Below are 16,089 nucleotides of genomic sequence, written 5' to 3'. Positions count from 1 at the left end.
ATACGACACGTATATTAGCTTGACATACGTACCGTATGTGTTAAATTCACATACGTAATGTATGTTACATGATAGTGAGCACCATTAAAAGCGTTGAATGCGTTTCGATCTTAACGCTCAATCCATATTAATCTAAACGTGTTGGAGACTTTCATGAGTCACAGAAAAGCAATATTCCCAGAGGGCAGACATTCTCTTTATGAGAAGCATGGTTACTCTGCCGCCATTCAATCAAGAGATTTACTATTTGTTTCAGGTCAAGTAGGCAGCCTTCAAGATGGCAGTGTAGAGACAGATTTTGAAAAGCAAGTGACACTTGCCTTTGAGAATTTGCGTCATACATTAGAGGCGGCAGGATGTACGTTTGATGACATTATAGATGTTATGACCTTCCATACGGATCCTGAAAATCAACTTGATACAGTTCTGAAAGTCAAAAATAATATTTTCAATGAGTCTCCATATCCGGCTTGGACCGCGATTGGTGTCAACTGGCTTGCTGGGTTTGATTTTGAGATAAAAGTGATTGCTCGATTACCAAATAAAGTGAGCTAAATAGATAGCCCTTAAAAATAAACGCAAGCTTCTAGGGCGTGACCTCATTTTTAGTCCATTTAGATGATTATCGATTGAATTGAGGGCACGTCCTAGTGTAGTAAATTTTACCTAAGCTTTCTCAATGAAAAGGAGAAGAGTTTTGAATACTAAAAATCCGATACTATTTGCAGGTGCAACAGGCATTGTTGGTCAACAAGCAATAGAGTGGTTTCGCACGATTAATCCTAAACAAGCAGTTTATATTGGTGGCAGAAATATTCAACTCGCTGATGAAATCGCTCTCAAAACTGGTAATGCATCATCATTAGCAATCGATGCAGAACAGCCCAACTTAGGGATAGACGATAGTGTTGAGATCAGTGCTGTCATGATGCTTGCTCCAGATTCTGGTTCTCATGGTTTACGCCTTGCGCAAAAACGCAAAATACCTTATATGAATGTCGTGACTGGAATGGTTGAGATTGGTGCTGAGCTGGCAGAGTACGCATTGACCACCTCAGGTCCAGTATTGCTAGCCAGTCATTGGGCGGCAGGTGCTGCTACATTTTTAGCACTACATCTTGCAGAGCAATTTGACTCAGTCTCTACACTTAATATCGCTGTGGTGCTCGATCCAGAAGATATATATGGTCCAGCTGCTTTCGAAGATATGGAACGATTACAAGCAGGCGTCCCATCCGCATTTTCGTATGAGAACGGAAAAAGAAAGTGGTTAACTAGAGATGCCATCCATCATAAAATATCTACGATTGATGGTCGAGATGTTACAGGCACTTCCTTTGCCTCACTTGATACAGTAAGTTTACGAGCCGTAACGGGTGCAGAAAATATCAGGTTTGATATTGCCAGTGATATATCTTCTTTTAGAAAAGCAAAAAATAAGCCTGCTGCCGAAATCATTGTAACGGCAACGGGGAGTCATGGCGGGGCAGAGAGTACTCGCAAACTAGCCATTGAGTTTCATAAGGGTCAGTCTTCATTAACTGGGCTTTGTTCAAGCTTATTGCTGAACGAGCTTATTAAAAAGTGGCAATTAGATAATAGAGCGACATTGTACACACCCGAAAGTTTGGGAATAAAGCCCGAAGTATTTTTGAAGTTGCTTAAGGATTTTGGTGCAAGGATCGTTGAACTATGAGGCTAAATCGCTTCTATAATCACTGATAGTCTTCAACACGCACAAAAAAAGCTGAGACAGGCTCAGCTTTTTTATAGTATTTACCAGCTAGTATTCAAAAATTGTCAAACTTAGTCATTCTCTAAAAAAGAGCGCAAGTGCTCAGAACGTGAAGGATGACGCAGTTTACGCAAGGCTTTTGCCTCAATCTGACGAATACGCTCACGCGTCACATCGAACTGCTTACCGACTTCTTCCAACGTATGATCGGTTGGCATATCAATACCGAAACGCATTTTTAGCACGCGTGCTTCACGCTCAGTTAGATTGCCCAGCACGTCACGAGTCGCCTCACGCAGACCTGCCGCCGTTGCATCGTCTACAGGACTTGAGATAGTACCATCTTCGATGAAGTCTCCTAGATGCGAGTCTTCATCATCACCAATGGGCGTCTCCATAGAGATAGGTTCTTTGGCAATTTTTAGTACTTTACGGACTTTAACTTCGTCCATTTCTAAACGTTCGCCTAATTCCTCAGGCGTTGGCTCGCGTCCCATTTCTTGTAGTAACTGACGTGACACACGGTTGATTTTATTAATAGTCTCAATCATATGCACAGGGATACGAATCGTACGTGCTTGGTCAGCGATAGAACGAGTAATCGCCTGACGAATCCACCATGTGGCATAGGTTGAGAACTTATAACCACGGCGATATTCAAATTTATCCACCGCTTTCATCAGACCGATGTTACCTTCTTGGATAAGGTCCAAGAACTGTAGGCCACGGTTGGTATATTTTTTGGCGATAGAGATAACCAGACGTAGATTGGCTTCAACCATTTCTTTCTTTGCGCGGCGTGCTTTTGCTTCACCGACCGCCATACGGCGCGCCACGTCTTTCATATCGTGAATTTGCATATCGAGCTGTTGCTCGTAATCACGAATTCTGCGTTGTAATAAAATAACATCGTCGGTGACTTTTTCTAGCGTACCAGCAAATGCTGGCTTGCCCTTGATACGTTCAATCAGCCAATCGACATTGGTTTCATTGCTTGGAAAGGTTTTACGAAATTCTTCACGCGGCATACGTCCACGGCGAATGACCAAACGCATGATTTGACGCTCTTGCTTGCGCACGTCATCATAGACATCATGCATGATGGCCATGACTTGATCTGATAAGCGATTGTTGAGCTTCAACATCATAAATCGTTCTGCTAGGAGGGCATAAGCTGCATCAGCTTGTACGCTACCACGGCCATAATCTAATAGAGCTTGCTTGGCTTTGATAAACAGGTTTTCGATCTCTTCTAAACGCAAGCGGACTTCTTCTGGATCGATACCACTGGTTTCTTCTTCGGCTTCTTCTTCAACGTCGTCTTCATCGTCATCATCATCTAACGCCAGCGCTTTGACTTTTGTTTTGATGATCGGCGGATTTTCTTTTTCTTCTTTGATTCGCTCTCTTTCTTCTTTCGCGGCTTCTTTGGCTTCTTGCGCCGCGATTTTATCCTCTTCGGTTTCAGGATCTAAAAACCCAGTAATGACATCAGACAGTTTCTTTTCGCCATCTTGTACTTTTTGGTACTCATCAAGGACGAATTGTACCGTACCAGGCCAGTAAGACATCGCATGCTGCACATCACGAATACCTTCTTCGATACGCTTGGCAATGGCAATCTCACCTTCGCGGGTAAGTAGGTCAACCGTACCCATTTCACGCATATACATACGCACAGGGTCAGTGGTACGACCCGGTTCAGTCTCAACAGAAGCCAGTACGGCCGCTGCCTCATCCGCTGCCATGTCGTCATCACTTGAATCGTCGTTCATCAAGATGTCATCGGCATCGGGGGCTGATTCAAAGATTTTAATACCAACGTCGGTCAGCATTTGCACAATATCTTCGATCTGATCGCTTTCGGTAATAGAGTCGGGCAGTTGGTCATTCACCTCAGCATAGGTTAGATACCCTTGCTCTTTACCCATTTGGATTAAGGTGGCCAGTTGAGATGTGGACTTGGAAACTGACTTATCGTTCATAAATACTCGCTTACTTGCATCGGACATTTTTATATTGTGACTCGCTATCGCTGGCTGGGTGCGTTGATCTTATCAATCGATTGATCAAAATATGGCGTAGAGGTCGTCAGTAATATCAAAAATGAGTTGATATGAATAAAGGCTCAAAACACTACAATAACAATGCTAAAAAACAGCTAAAAATTAGAAAAGCTAAAAAGACTGCAAAATGGTATCTAAAAGCTGATACGTAAAAATAATACCTAAAATTTGTGCTCAACGATGCATGCTCACAATCGTTCACCAAGCAGTGCTGTCAATATACAGCGACACAGTTTAACACAGACCACAGTCGTCAAGCACGAGGTAGTAGTATCTACCGACCATTTTTTACTGATTATTTGCTGTCAGTCAAATGATTTAGGAGCAGCTCATGCTACTGGGTATAATCATTAATAGTGGGGGCAGCAGTGATGCTTTTAAAGGGCGTGCGCTGCAAAAGAAAAAACAAGGCCACAGATTATGATTGTACCGTGACCATCTGCGCTGATTGCTCCGCTTGCTGCGCGCGTAACCAATCGTTCAATAACTGGGATTGCTTACGAACAATCGCCAGTTTAATGTGATCGGGGTTTTTTATCAGCTCTTGCATCTTTTTTTGTAGATGCAGTTTGAGCAGTTGCATCACCAAATTGTCAATCATCTCATCAAGGCTCAAAATATTTCTTGCAGTCAACGTTTTATAAAATCCGCCCCAGCTACGACTAAGGGTTTCTTGGGTCATTGGTTTGACATTCGATAATATAAAATGTGCCGCGGCGTTGGCATCTTTTGGTAGATAATTGAGGCAACGTTTGATGGTGCCAACAATATCAATCAAGGCGCTGTCTTGCAAATCTTCCCAAGCCACTGGGCGCAAAATGTCGGGTGCGGCTTTTTGTTTAATATGTGCAGGCAAGTGTAAGTCATTGATGCCTGCTTGCCGCCAAATCGACTCAATCGGATCGTCTGTCAATGCACGCGGCTGAAACAAAAAACAAAGTTGCAACTGCTGGCTGATGGTCATATCTCCATCAAAATCGAGCAGTGCATCTTTGGCCTCAACGTTCTGACTGCGTTTGCCACCAAGCTTTTGATAAATGTCGTTGTTGAGCAAATAACGAAAACTACTGCCTTTGGGTAAGGCGGTGGTCAAAGCGCGCACTTGCGACATCAGCTTGGCTTTGCCTTCTGCCAGTCTTAGATCATAACGCTCACTCAAATAAGCAAAAATATACTGTGACAGCGGCATGGCATTAGAGATCTGCTCATGCATGGCATCACTGCCCTGACTTTTGATAAATGTATCAGGATCATGATTGTTTGGTAATGTCAAAAACCGCAGCTCTTTATCATCGGCCAGCACAGGGAGCGCAACTTCGAGCGTACGCCAAGCGGCTTTTTGTCCCGCACTATCTCCATCGAAACTTAAGGTCAAAGTCGGGTTAAGCGTCAATAATCGCGATATTTGGCTCTCGTTAATCGCAGTACCCATAGAAGCAATCGCGCCGTAGATGCCCGCTTGATAAAGGGCGATCACATCCATATAACCTTCGACTACCAGCCAGCTATTGGCGCGCTGCTGGCGTGACTCATAATAGCCATACAATACATGCTGCTTATGAAACACTGGCGAGTCGGACGAGTTGATATACTTGGGTTTTACTTCGTCATCAAGCGCCCGACCACCAAAACCAATAGTGCGACCTTGATTGTCTCGAATAGGAAAAATCACTCGATCACGCAATAGATCATAATCGCGCCCAGACTCTGAACTACGTACCAAACCGAGCGCCTTTAGTCCTGCGATATCTTGCGGAAACTGATGCTCAAGGTGCTGCCAGCCAAAAGGCGCATAGCCCAAGCCAAAAGTCTCAAAAATCTCTTCAGTAACGCCGCGTGACAAAAAATAATGCTTGGCGTGAGGATGGATGGTGAGATTGCGTTGATAGAATTGCTGTATTTGTTCTAATAGCTCGTACAGATTGCCATCTTCATCAGCATGGTTGTTCATACTGTGCGAATCTGTGTTCTCATCAGTATTGATCAGCCACGGGGGCGGATACCCATTGTCATTGCTGTTACTACTATCGTTACTGCCGTTTTGATAGTCTGAGCCATACGAGTCGGTTAGATAAGGCGCTGAATCATAAGCGTCTAGTGGTGGATAGTTATCATAGCTGTTATCGTCATTATAGGGAGGCGAGTCTGCATACGCTTGCGGATTCTGATGTATCTCGTGCTGATCTATGTTGCTGCGATTTGCATTGCTGTGAGCTATAGTTGGACTAGGTACAGGCGGCGGTGCAACAGGTTTGGGTGCACTGCGTTGGTAACTGACGTTTTGCTGTTCTTCTTTTGGCACTTCGATACCAGTCTGCTTTGATAGCTCATTGACCGCTTCGATAAACGTTAAGTTTTCATAGTCACGCAAAAAGCTGATGGCATTGCCACCGACACTACAGCCAAAACAATGATAAATGTTTTTTTGTGGGTTGACATAAAAGGATGGTGACTTTTCACCATGAAACGGGCAACAGCCTTTGTACTCATTTCCCGCACGTTTAAGCGTGGTATGACGCCCAATAATACTGATTAAATCAGCTTGGCTATTTAATTGCTCGAGGATATGGTTGGGGATGCTCATACAAAAAACAGTTTACCATAGGTCAATTATGTTGGGGCACAAAGTAGAGACAGAAAAATAAGGCCAACAGAGCGTTGACCTTATTATTTATGGCGTGCGATAGACGGTGTAAAGTCCATTAACGTGATTGAATCTGAGTTAATTAATCATCATTCATATCGGTATCAGAGGGTGTGAGCAAGATGCTATCACGGTCAGATTCAGGCAGCGTCGTGCGGCGTGTTGGGTTGATATTTTGTGGATCAACGTTGGCTTCTCTAGCCGTAGAGCCAGTGCTCGATTGGCTAGTGATTCTTTCCGCTGAAGCTTCAGGCAGGCCTAGACCGATATTGACACCAGTATTAGGAGCGGTAAAGTTATTGGCTGTAGGCGCAGCGTTCGTGCTAGGCAATCTTAATTGACCAGCGTTGCGAATTATTTGTGTCTTGGTTGCGCCATTGTACTCACCAGTCGCAACCGACGTGTCTTCCATGCTTGAGCGACCCAATTTACCAAAGGTGATTCTATTGAGCCAAGAGCTATCACGTTTGGTACTCAGTTTTACGCTACCGTTACTGGTCAGCATGTTTGGATAGTTGATCTGCAATAGTGTTTTATACTCATTTGCCAAGTCCGTCAGACCCAGTTTTTCATTGCTATACGCGAGGACGGCGAGAGCATCAGGGATAGATTCGCTAAGTGGATAGTACTGAAATACCCATTTGGCACGGTTTGCAGCGGCAACATAAGCTTCGCGCTCGATGTACCAATTGGCCGCACTCATCTCGCTTTCAGCAAACTGATTGTAAATAAAAGTCATGCGCTGAGCAGCATCGGGTGTATAAGGGCTGTTAGGATATTTATTAATAAGTTCTTGGAAATTGGCAAAGGCAATTCGTAAATAGGCTGTATCACGCTCGGCTTGGTTTAACTTAAACAGTTTCAAACCTTCAGACGACCCTTCCATATTGGCCACACCGCGCACATAATAGGCGTAACTGACTTGCGGATTAGAAGGATAGAGGCTAATAAATTGCTCAGCGCTGGCAGCAGCGGTTTCAAATTTACCACTGGCGTATTGGGCATACATCATATCGAGCAGTGCTTGTTCAGCATACTGTCCAGTAGGATAAAAAGTGCGTAGATTGGTCAGATCTTCGATGGCTTGTGTATAGCGACTTTTATCAATCTGGGCGATGGCGTCGTTATAATAGCCTTGCTCTGACTTTTCGGCAGTTTCCACCGCATCGACATCTTTACCGCCAGTCAGATTACTGAAAGTCTGACAGCCCACTAGGTTTATGCTTAGCGCCAGTAGGGTGATAGAGGACAGTTTGATAAATGTATTGCCAACAGCTTGCATACTTCTTCTCCGACACAAGTCGCATAATAGCAGCAGCGCTATTATGCTATATATTAATAATAAAAAATGATGCTTATGGCATCAGGTAACTGTCTAGTGTGCTTATCGTTATAAGCGGACTCATCATCAACATAATCTTTGCCAAATGCCGCTGTGCTTTACTTGGGCATTCAGTAAAAATCACATCTAATACCAATAAAACCATGGCCAATACTAATAAAATACAGTTATTTTAAAGATGTAGTGCCATAGCATACAGTAAAATATGGCTATACTTTATAGAATAACGTTTGCTTCGTCTATTTTTTCGCCATCTATATTGTAGTTAGGATATGTTAAACACGCATAAATAACTTATTTCAGCTTGGCATTTTAGCATGGGCAGCTGTTGTGAGCGATACAGAATGTCGCTGGTATTGGCAAATATACAGTAAATTACAGCAATGTCATGTTTTAGAGAGTTAGGGTTTGACGTTTGGCGCAGTGCTTTATCATCAAAAAACGACAGATAACAGACACCTTCTATAGGGCTTAAGCGCTCGGCATGGTACACTATCGCGATATTGCCTCCGTTTTTTGCCGACGATTATTTTATAATACGCCATGAATCAGCGAACGGCAGTCTTTTTTATAATACTACTTTTTAAAGTTGCCCTTTAGAGCTGCCTTACAAAATTCTGTTAGAAGTTTCACCATGTATAAATCCGCTATGAATAATAATACTATGACCACCAATTCATCACCGAATCAATCGCTAGATACTGATTCATCAGCACAAGAGTCACCAATGCCAAATGACGTTTTAAATAATAATGAATTACCTGACGACAATCAATCAGCGCTCGATGAACAAGCATATGACGATGTCCTTTCAAAAGAAGCGGTGTCAAAAGCTGCGATGCTAAAAGAGAGTGATGAGTTTGACGAAAGTACAGTCGATGAAGATGATGATGGTGATAGTGATGACATTGCTGATATAGACGATGATGAAGTATCCATCGCTGGTCAAGCAGTGCCAGTGGTTATTGATATGACGCATACAGTCACAGAAGATCAGGCAGGTCTGCGTATCGATAAGTTAGCATCATTGATATTCACGGATTTTTCGCGGGTTCAGTTACAAGGCTGGATCAGCGATGGCAGCTTGCTCTACAACGGCAGTGTGCAACGACCAAAAGTTCGCGTTAAGGCCGATGATGTTTTGCAGTTATCAACGACGTTGCAACAGCATAGCGAAGATCAGCCAGAAGACATAGCGATTGAAGTGGTTTATGAAGATGATGAAGTATTGGTCATCAACAAGCCTGTGGGTATGGTGGTTCATCCTGGCGCGGGCAATCAGACAGGCACTTTGGTCAATGCATTACTGTATCACTATCCACAGCAGCACCATCTGCCGCGTGCGGGTCTAGTACACCGGATTGATAAAGACACCTCTGGGCTGTTGCTGATTGGTAAAACCAAGCCCGCCCAAATGGCATTGATGGAGCAACTAAAAGATAAATCAGTCTATCGCCACTATCAGTGTGTGGTGGCAGGCGATCAGGCAAGCTTGATGCGCCATCGCCGCATTGATGCACCGATTGGTCGCCATCGCACCCAGCGTACCAAAATGACTGTCATGACGGCAGGACGTGAGGCGGTCACGCATTTGTTAAATGTCACTCCTCTTAATGGCAATTATTGTTTATTAGATGTGGGACTTGAAACTGGGCGAACCCATCAAATCCGTGTGCATTTAAGCCATATTACTTATCCGATAGTCGGTGACCGTATCTATGGTGGTCGTCGTCAATTACGCTCAGGTCTAACAGAAGCACAGCGCCAAGCGATCAGTAACTTTCCGCGTCAAGCCTTGCATGCTTATACATTGGGCTTCGTTCATCCAACGACTGGCGAAGACATTGAAGTTACAACACCACTGCCTGAAGATATGCAGCAACTAATTGCAGTGCTAAGTGACGGTTACGACGACGAATCCTTAATAGGGTAGATCAGCCATGATTAACACGCTTCCTATGACATTGCTCGCACAAATTGATGATGTGGCTATTTTTCAAACGGCTGCTTTTATTAGTGATAGTATTAATGAGCCTGACGCAAAGCATGACTGTATAAAACCCCAAAGTCAGGCCATTTATGGGGCGCTAAATCTGGGCTTGCATGTCAATGATGAGCCGGCAAAAGTATTGGACAACCGCATGCGTCTGCTGGCTGCCATCAATGAAAAATTAGCACACTGGTCATCAGAAAGTAAACCGCCTTTATGGATTAAAAGCTTGCATTGGGTCAATCAAGTTCACGGTAAGCAGATTCATGATATTGATATCACTGCGCTGAATATGAAACCCATGGCTGCTGATGCGATGATCAGTCAACAAGACGGTCTTGGACTTGCGATAATGACAGCGGATTGTGTGCCCATTGTCTTGTACCAACCAGCAAGCGGTCAGATAGCAGCGATTCATGCAGGTTGGCAGGGGCTGGCGTGTGGTGTAATACAATCGACTGTTCAGCGCTTTACCCAATCTGGATCTGTTAAAGCTTGGATAGGCGTTTGTATCAGTCAAGACAATTATGAAGTTGGCATGCATGTTCGCGACCAACTACTCAAAGGTTGTATAGACAATAAATCATTGACACCAGACGGTATCGACAGTTTTGATCGCTTGTATGTAGTGGATTCTGATATACCTCTAAACCATGATGACAATGCTCAGCATTTACATAAGACAGTTGATAAACCATCAAGTTGTGCTACATTAACCTCGGATAAAATTAAGCTAAACTTACCGAAATTAGCCGTAGACCAGTTAAGCGCCGCTGGCGTGATGTTAGGCAATCCATTACCCATAAGCTGTAGTTATGCTGATGAACATTATTATTCTTATCGGCGTCAGACGCATTTGCAGCAGCCAGCAACAGGGCGCATGGCACTGGTTATCGTGCGCGGTGCTGCTACATAAGAATTCGCTATCGACCAGCGGGAAATATCACACATGATTCATTCTTCATTCTTGTTACCGTTATTCAACCATTTACAGCCATTATTAGAGTTTGTATGAATATATCTGCCAAATCGTCTTTAACACCCACACTTACTGATAACATGCCTAATGTGTCCATTGCCGTTATTTTTCATAGCAATTATGGTCATACGAAGCGGGTTGCCGAAGCCATCGTCCAAGGTGCTCATCAGCAACTTCCAAAATCACAGGCCAAAGCTGTTGATGTTCACGATGTTGATTGGGAATATTTGGATCAGGCCGACTTGTTGGTTTTTGGTAGTGCCGTATACATGGGTAGCGTGACTGCTGAATTTAAGACCTTTATGGATGAGACCTCTAAGCGTTGGTATCAGCGCACATGGGAAGGTAAGTGGGCAGCTGCTTTTGCCAACTCTGGTGGTCTAAGCGGTGATAAGCTGGCGGTGCTACAGCAGATTTCTCTATATGCGATGCAGCATGGTATGAACTGGATAGGATTACCCTTGATGCCAACGGGTCATGAGCAACATGATTTGAACCGTCTATCCAGTTTTTTGGGTTTGATGACGCAGTCGCTTGATGGGCCACCTGAAGAAACGCCAGGATCTGGTGATATCGATACGGCCATATGGTTTGGGGATCATCTCGCTAAAACCATCATCAAACATCAACCGACTGTGTTAAGAAGCTAGAATAAGCGGATATTCAATCACTAAACATTGTTTATGGAACGCCAAAAAACAGACATCAAATTGATGTCTGTTTTTTTGTTTGTCTTATGGAGTGGTATTTTGATTGATAACCATTGGCGCGGGATGGGCTGTAACAGGAATGGGACTTTCAACAAATTGAAACGATTGACAACCTGTAGATAACAGTGCTGTTGTCAGTAAATAGACGAAGGTTAATGACTTCATAGTGGTATCTCGAGACAGTCGGCGAAATTAAAGCAGCGTTCATCATAAAAACGGTGTATTGCAAGTCTCGCTAAGGTATTAACATTATCGTTGAATTGCGCCTTGTGTGGAACAGTTTTCGCAATCAGTAGTGCCTATTTGTGAATATCAAACATACCTTAATAAAAAGCGCCTGACTATTTATCAAACGCTTCTTACAGTCTGACGTTTTATTCATTTATAAATCTTATAAGATAAAGCGTCTATTGAGAACCCGAAGACCATACTGGAGAACGGATAACACCTTGCCCAGATTTACCGAACGATTCGCCACCATTAAGCGATTTGATGGTCAGAACGCCTTTACCACCTTGCTTCGATGCGTATACCACACGCTTACCATTTGGAGAAAAACTTGGTGCTTCATCAATACCGGTATTGCCTAAATTGGCAGTTACCGCACCGCTGCTATTCATGATGGCGGCTGAGCGACCACTTAAAAAAGCAATTTGTGAGCCATCGCTATTAAACTGCGGGCTGGTGGCATAACCGCTATTAGATACCTTGGTCGTACGTCCTGAGCCAAACTCGTAACGATAAATTTGCGGTTTATTGAATCCTGCTCGATCACTGACGAACACAAAGGATTTACCGTCAGGGGCGTAGCTTGGCTGTACTTCACTACTTGGCCAGCTGGTGATTTTTCTAGGTTGGCCACCGCTGGCGCTCATCTCATAAATATCAGCACTGCCCTCAAAGCTGCTGGAAAATAGGATTTTGCTGCCATCAGGTGAGAATGAAGGGCTCAAGTTATTTCCGGCAAAAGGCGTCAAAGATGTGGCACCGCCACCGCCAACATTTTGTACATAAATTACAGGATATGATTTATCGCGTTGTACCGAATAGGCAATACGGTTACCGTCTGGTGACCATGTTGGCGAGAATATCGAGCCTGCAACTTCAGTAATGGTTTTGGCGTTTTCGCCATCAGCATCCATGACTTTTAAGCGAGATACTTTTTCTTTCCCAACGCCAGTTTCTTCTATATAGGCAATACGTCCCGAAAAATCACCTGGAATACCTGTAATCAGCTCATATACTTTGTCGGAGATGACATGACCTGCGTAACGCATGCTTTCTTTGTTATTGTCAGCCGTCAAGCTTTGCTTACCTTCGATAACTCGACCAGATTTGACATCAATCACTTCATAGTCGGTCACTATTTTGCCGCGATTACTGCGCGTACTACCAACGACCAGATAAGGAATCCCCATACTTTGCCAAACGGGGAGAGTGCCTGCCAACTCACTGCTACTACGTGGTTGCTGTGGTAGGTTTTGGCTGGTGACGGTCAGCTCTGTTTTGCTTAAATTGTTTAAGATTATAGGCGATAAAACAGAATCACCAGCGAATGGTACAAAAGCGACTTGGTTCTTTTGGACAGGAATTTCATAATCCAGTTCTAAGACAACAGGTGCTGCAAGTAAGCTAGGAGAGGCAAGGAGAGCTGTGGCACTACCAAGCAAAGAGAGGAATAGTTTCTTGTGGGTATGCATGAGTTGATTGAGCTCCTAAAATGGTGTGATATAAGCCGTTTAATATAACATTATCAATAATATAAGGCGTGAGCAACTGATTAATTGCTGCCTCTAAACTGTACGGTAAAAGTGGGGTATTTTGGGTCGTCAGCATCGATTGGTAGTCTGCCAGTATCTAACACGGCTTTTTTGGCTGCTTCGTTGACGGCACTATCAGGCCCTGAGGCAGAGACATTGACAATATTGCCGCTGGCATTGACAGTAATGGTTAAAGTGGCGCTTTGAGTCGAGCCTTTCGCTGCGGTAGGCGGATTGTAGTTGCGTTTAATTAAGCCAATGATTTCACTATTGCTGGCACCGCGATTGCCACCTGCAGCAGATCGGCTGCTGCCTTTAGAGAGGCTAGTCGTGGCTGTGTCGCCAGAAATACTAGACTGGCCATCTGATAGGCTAAAGTTCTTACCCGAGCTACCAGTATTGATTTCTATATTACGATCATTCGCGGTAGGACGTGTAATCTTAGGAGGGTTATTTTGTTTGCTACGGAAATCTCCAAGCCTTTGCTGGTCTTCTATGCGCTGCTCTCTTTTGTCCTGTTCAATTTGATTATGCTCTTCTGTTACGGATTCATCTAGCTGTGCTGCCCATTCAGCCATCCGCTGCTCATATTCTTGATTTTGCTCAAGCAAGCGCTGATGCTGTTCTTCACTCATGAGCATAGGGCGACTGGCAGGTTCGTCAGAACGTGTAAAAACAGGCACGCGCTGAGAGTTTGTTTGGCTGGAGTTTTGGCTACTAACGCTACCATCAAAGGTTTCTGCTTGCATCGTGCTTGTTGAGCTACTGGCACTACTTTCAGCTTGCATGGCACTGGCAGCCGCTGCACGATTGGCCAAGATTTGTCCTTGCATTTCAGCAAGTTGTTCAGGTGAGACCATGACCGTTTCGATAGTGCCAACAGGCTCTGTTTCGCTATTATAGTAGTTATAAACGAGTAACCCAACCACAAGGCCGTGTGCCAGCAAGCTGAGTAACGTCGGCAACGTTAGCCCATTACCTTCAGGTTGGGTTGGCACATAGACGGTAGGAGCATTATGCATGATAAGGATACTCAATGACGACGTTCATCAGATTTTCTACTCTATTATAACAAGCAGAACTATAGTAAATTTACTTTAAAAAGAAAACAGTACGGCTGGGATGGATTTTTCGATGCTTTTGGCGTGCGAAGCGCACAGCAAGCGATGAAAATCTATACCAGCAGAGCGCTATTTCTGTTGACGCTCTTTTATCCTGAACTGATTATAGGAACAGAGTTAATTACAACGATGGTGTGGGCAAAGGGGCACCTGTCAATAGGCCGACCTTTTGAATACCTGCTTGTTGCAAGGTTGCCATAAGTGTCATGATGGCACCATACTGATTGTTTTGGTCAGCATTAATCATGACTTGTAAAGGCTGCGCACCCGCATCGCTACTTTGGTTTTGTAGCGTGGTTAAGGTATCAATCAATTCTGGCTCACTAATTGGCAAGTCGACATTATCTTCATAACTGATAAAAATATCACCGCTATCGGTTAATGATACGATGACGGGCAGCTGGCTTTGGCTCATGGTATTGGTCTGCTCTTTTGGCAAATCAACATCGACGCCCGTAATCAGCATCGGTGCGGTGACCATAAATATCACGAGTAATACCAACATGACGTCGATATAAGGAACGACGTTCATCTCCGCATTCAGTGCCTTTTTTTCACGGCGATAGGGACTTTGTTTCATAGCCCTTTAACCTGATTAGCATTGACTTGAGTTTCTCTGTTAATAATGTTTTCTGCACTGGTCTCACGCTGGAGCATGCCTGTCATCTCATCGCAAAACAATGCACGTGAATCATATAAGCGACTCGACTTGGCTGTAAAATGATTATAGGCGAGTACCGCAGGAATAGCGGCAAACAAACCCATAGCGGTCGCGATTAGGGCTTCAGCGATACCCGGAGCGACAGAGGCCAGCGTTGCTTGCTCCGTTTGAGACAGTCCCAAAAAAGCATTCATGATGCCCCACACGGTGCCAAACAAACCGATATAAGGCGCAACTGAGCCGATACTTGCTAGTGTTGTCAGTCCTGATTCCAATAATTGCTGCTGACGTCCTAGACCGACTCGCAGCTTACGCTCCACACCATCGATGATGTCATCTTTGGGTTGGCGTTTTTTATGCATTCTCAAATATTCAGAAAACCCAACATAAAAAATTTGCTCAAGTCCTTGGCGTTCAGGCGAGCCTTGTACACCTTGATACAGTTTGGCCAAATCTTCACCCGACCAAAACCACGTCTCAAACTGTTGATCGAAGTTTTTGGCCGTACCGAGCCGCGCACTCATACGAAAAATAATCACCCAGCTCAGCAGGGAAGCCAATAACAATAATGCCATCACAATCTGAACTAAGAGGCTGGCTTGGGTAATAAGGTCGATAATATTTAAGGATTCAGGCATGTATGAGACTCATGGATAATGGATAATCACTGGTATGGCGCGACACAAAAACCAGATAAGAGTTGTGCTAGGGCGTGTCATCAATTAGCACATCTATATTAGCCGCTTAGTGTACTGTTAAATGCAGAAAATATCATTTATTAAAGTGTTAAATATCAAATAGGATCTTTGCGATTCATGTTATTAATGGTATGTCGCTGACTGAGTTGTTTACTAAGAGAACCATTCAGTCACTATCACTGTTTTGTGACAATGAATCGACTATCGCTGAGATATCGTTAGGCCAATATTGATTGAGCCAGTATGAATAGTACATTTATACCCATGCGGCACTGGTAATGATTGAATTTATACCGTAATTTCTCTAGAATGTTGCACTTTGTCACCCCTGCCGTTTGATAATGACGTCGCAATTTTTTGCTGGCGTCATCTTTATTTTTGGC

The 16,089-nt window shown here is 43.9% G+C and carries 12 protein-coding genes; 5 read left to right on the top strand and 7 right to left on the bottom strand.

Annotated features, from left to right (window positions below; all coding sequences use genetic code 11):
- Positions 1–153: 153 nt before the first annotated feature.
- Complete coding sequence (locus tag M917_RS10015; RefSeq protein ID WP_021814719.1) at positions 154–555, top strand: RidA family protein; 402 nt, start codon at positions 154–156, stop codon at positions 553–555.
- Positions 556–697: 142 nt separating this feature from the next.
- The gene (locus tag M917_RS10010; protein ID WP_021814718.1) at positions 698–1,696 is read left to right on the top strand and encodes a hypothetical protein; all 999 of its coding nucleotides are present in this window, start codon (positions 698–700) and stop codon (positions 1,694–1,696) included.
- A 110-nt stretch (positions 1,697–1,806) separates the two neighbouring features.
- Here M917_RS10010 and rpoD read toward each other — a convergent pair whose 3' ends face one another.
- From rpoD to M917_RS09995, 3 genes are all read right to left on the bottom strand, one after another.
- Positions 1,807–3,720 (bottom strand): RNA polymerase sigma factor RpoD, encoded by a 1,914-nt coding sequence (rpoD, locus tag M917_RS10005; protein ID WP_040642582.1) that lies wholly within the window; start codon positions 3,718–3,720, stop codon positions 1,807–1,809.
- A gap of 499 nt (positions 3,721–4,219) precedes the next feature.
- A complete protein-coding gene (locus tag M917_RS10000; RefSeq protein ID WP_021814716.1) occupies positions 4,220–6,385 on the bottom strand; it encodes a DNA primase in 2,166 nt (721 codons plus the stop codon).
- Between the two features lie 142 nt (positions 6,386–6,527).
- Complete coding sequence (locus M917_RS09995) at positions 6,528–7,727, bottom strand: outer membrane protein assembly factor BamD (protein WP_021814715.1); 1,200 nt, start codon at positions 7,725–7,727, stop codon at positions 6,528–6,530.
- A 724-nt stretch (positions 7,728–8,451) separates the two neighbouring features.
- Between M917_RS09995 and M917_RS09990 the strand changes: the two genes are divergently transcribed.
- From M917_RS09990 to M917_RS09980, 3 genes are all read left to right on the top strand, one after another.
- Positions 8,452–9,720: an RluA family pseudouridine synthase gene (locus M917_RS09990; RefSeq protein ID WP_021814712.1), complete on the top strand. Its 1,269-nt coding sequence runs from the start codon at positions 8,452–8,454 to the stop codon at positions 9,718–9,720.
- Positions 9,721–9,727: 7 nt separating this feature from the next.
- Complete coding sequence (locus M917_RS09985) at positions 9,728–10,693, top strand: polyphenol oxidase family protein (protein ID WP_021814711.1); 966 nt, start codon at positions 9,728–9,730, stop codon at positions 10,691–10,693.
- A gap of 95 nt (positions 10,694–10,788) precedes the next feature.
- Positions 10,789–11,406, top strand: a complete 618-nt coding sequence (locus M917_RS09980) for a flavodoxin family protein (protein WP_021814710.1) — start codon at positions 10,789–10,791, stop codon at positions 11,404–11,406.
- A 467-nt stretch (positions 11,407–11,873) separates the two neighbouring features.
- Here M917_RS09980 and M917_RS09975 read toward each other — a convergent pair whose 3' ends face one another.
- The 4 genes from M917_RS09975 to tolQ form a co-directional block, all read right to left on the bottom strand.
- Entirely contained in the window at positions 11,874–13,166 is a 1,293-nt protein-coding gene (locus M917_RS09975; protein WP_021814708.1) for a PD40 domain-containing protein, read from the bottom strand.
- 80 nt (positions 13,167–13,246) lie between these two features.
- On the bottom strand, positions 13,247–14,248 hold the full coding sequence (locus M917_RS09970; RefSeq protein WP_021814707.1) for a cell envelope integrity protein TolA: 1,002 nt from the start codon (positions 14,246–14,248) through the stop codon (positions 13,247–13,249).
- Between the two features lie 220 nt (positions 14,249–14,468).
- Entirely contained in the window at positions 14,469–14,927 is a 459-nt protein-coding gene (tolR, locus tag M917_RS09965; RefSeq protein WP_021814706.1) for a protein TolR, read from the bottom strand.
- Positions 14,924–15,646, bottom strand: coding sequence for a protein TolQ (gene tolQ, locus M917_RS09960; RefSeq protein WP_021814705.1), 723 nt, complete (start codon positions 15,644–15,646; stop codon positions 14,924–14,926). The genes tolR and tolQ overlap by 4 nt, the downstream gene beginning before the upstream one ends.
- Positions 15,647–16,089 lie beyond the last annotated feature (443 nt).

Source organism: Psychrobacter aquaticus CMS 56, assembly GCF_000471625.1.
In the GTDB taxonomy this organism is placed as follows: Bacteria; Pseudomonadota; Gammaproteobacteria; order Pseudomonadales; family Moraxellaceae; genus Psychrobacter; species Psychrobacter aquaticus.
This window is presented reverse-complemented; position numbering and strand designations above follow the sequence as displayed.

Excerpts from the sequence above, each read along its gene's own strand:
- M917_RS10015 (WP_021814719.1), top strand. The coding sequence starts at position 154 with ATGAGTCACAGAAAAGCAATATTCCCAGAGGGCAGACATTCTCTTTAT.
- rpoD (WP_040642582.1), bottom strand. The coding sequence starts at position 3,720 with ATGAACGATAAGTCAGTTTCCAAGTCCACATCTCAACTGGCCACCTTA.
- M917_RS10000 (WP_021814716.1), bottom strand. The coding sequence starts at position 6,385 with ATGAGCATCCCCAACCATATCCTCGAGCAATTAAATAGCCAAGCTGAT.
- M917_RS09995 (WP_021814715.1), bottom strand. The coding sequence starts at position 7,727 with ATGCAAGCTGTTGGCAATACATTTATCAAACTGTCCTCTATCACCCTA.
- M917_RS09990 (WP_021814712.1), top strand. The coding sequence starts at position 8,452 with ATGACCACCAATTCATCACCGAATCAATCGCTAGATACTGATTCATCA.
- M917_RS09985 (WP_021814711.1), top strand. The coding sequence starts at position 9,728 with ATGATTAACACGCTTCCTATGACATTGCTCGCACAAATTGATGATGTG.
- M917_RS09980 (WP_021814710.1), top strand. The coding sequence starts at position 10,789 with ATGAATATATCTGCCAAATCGTCTTTAACACCCACACTTACTGATAAC.
- M917_RS09975 (WP_021814708.1), bottom strand. The coding sequence starts at position 13,166 with ATGCATACCCACAAGAAACTATTCCTCTCTTTGCTTGGTAGTGCCACA.
- M917_RS09970 (WP_021814707.1), bottom strand. The coding sequence starts at position 14,248 with ATGCATAATGCTCCTACCGTCTATGTGCCAACCCAACCTGAAGGTAAT.
- tolR (WP_021814706.1), bottom strand. The coding sequence starts at position 14,927 with ATGAAACAAAGTCCCTATCGCCGTGAAAAAAAGGCACTGAATGCGGAG.
- tolQ (WP_021814705.1), bottom strand. The coding sequence starts at position 15,646 with ATGCCTGAATCCTTAAATATTATCGACCTTATTACCCAAGCCAGCCTC.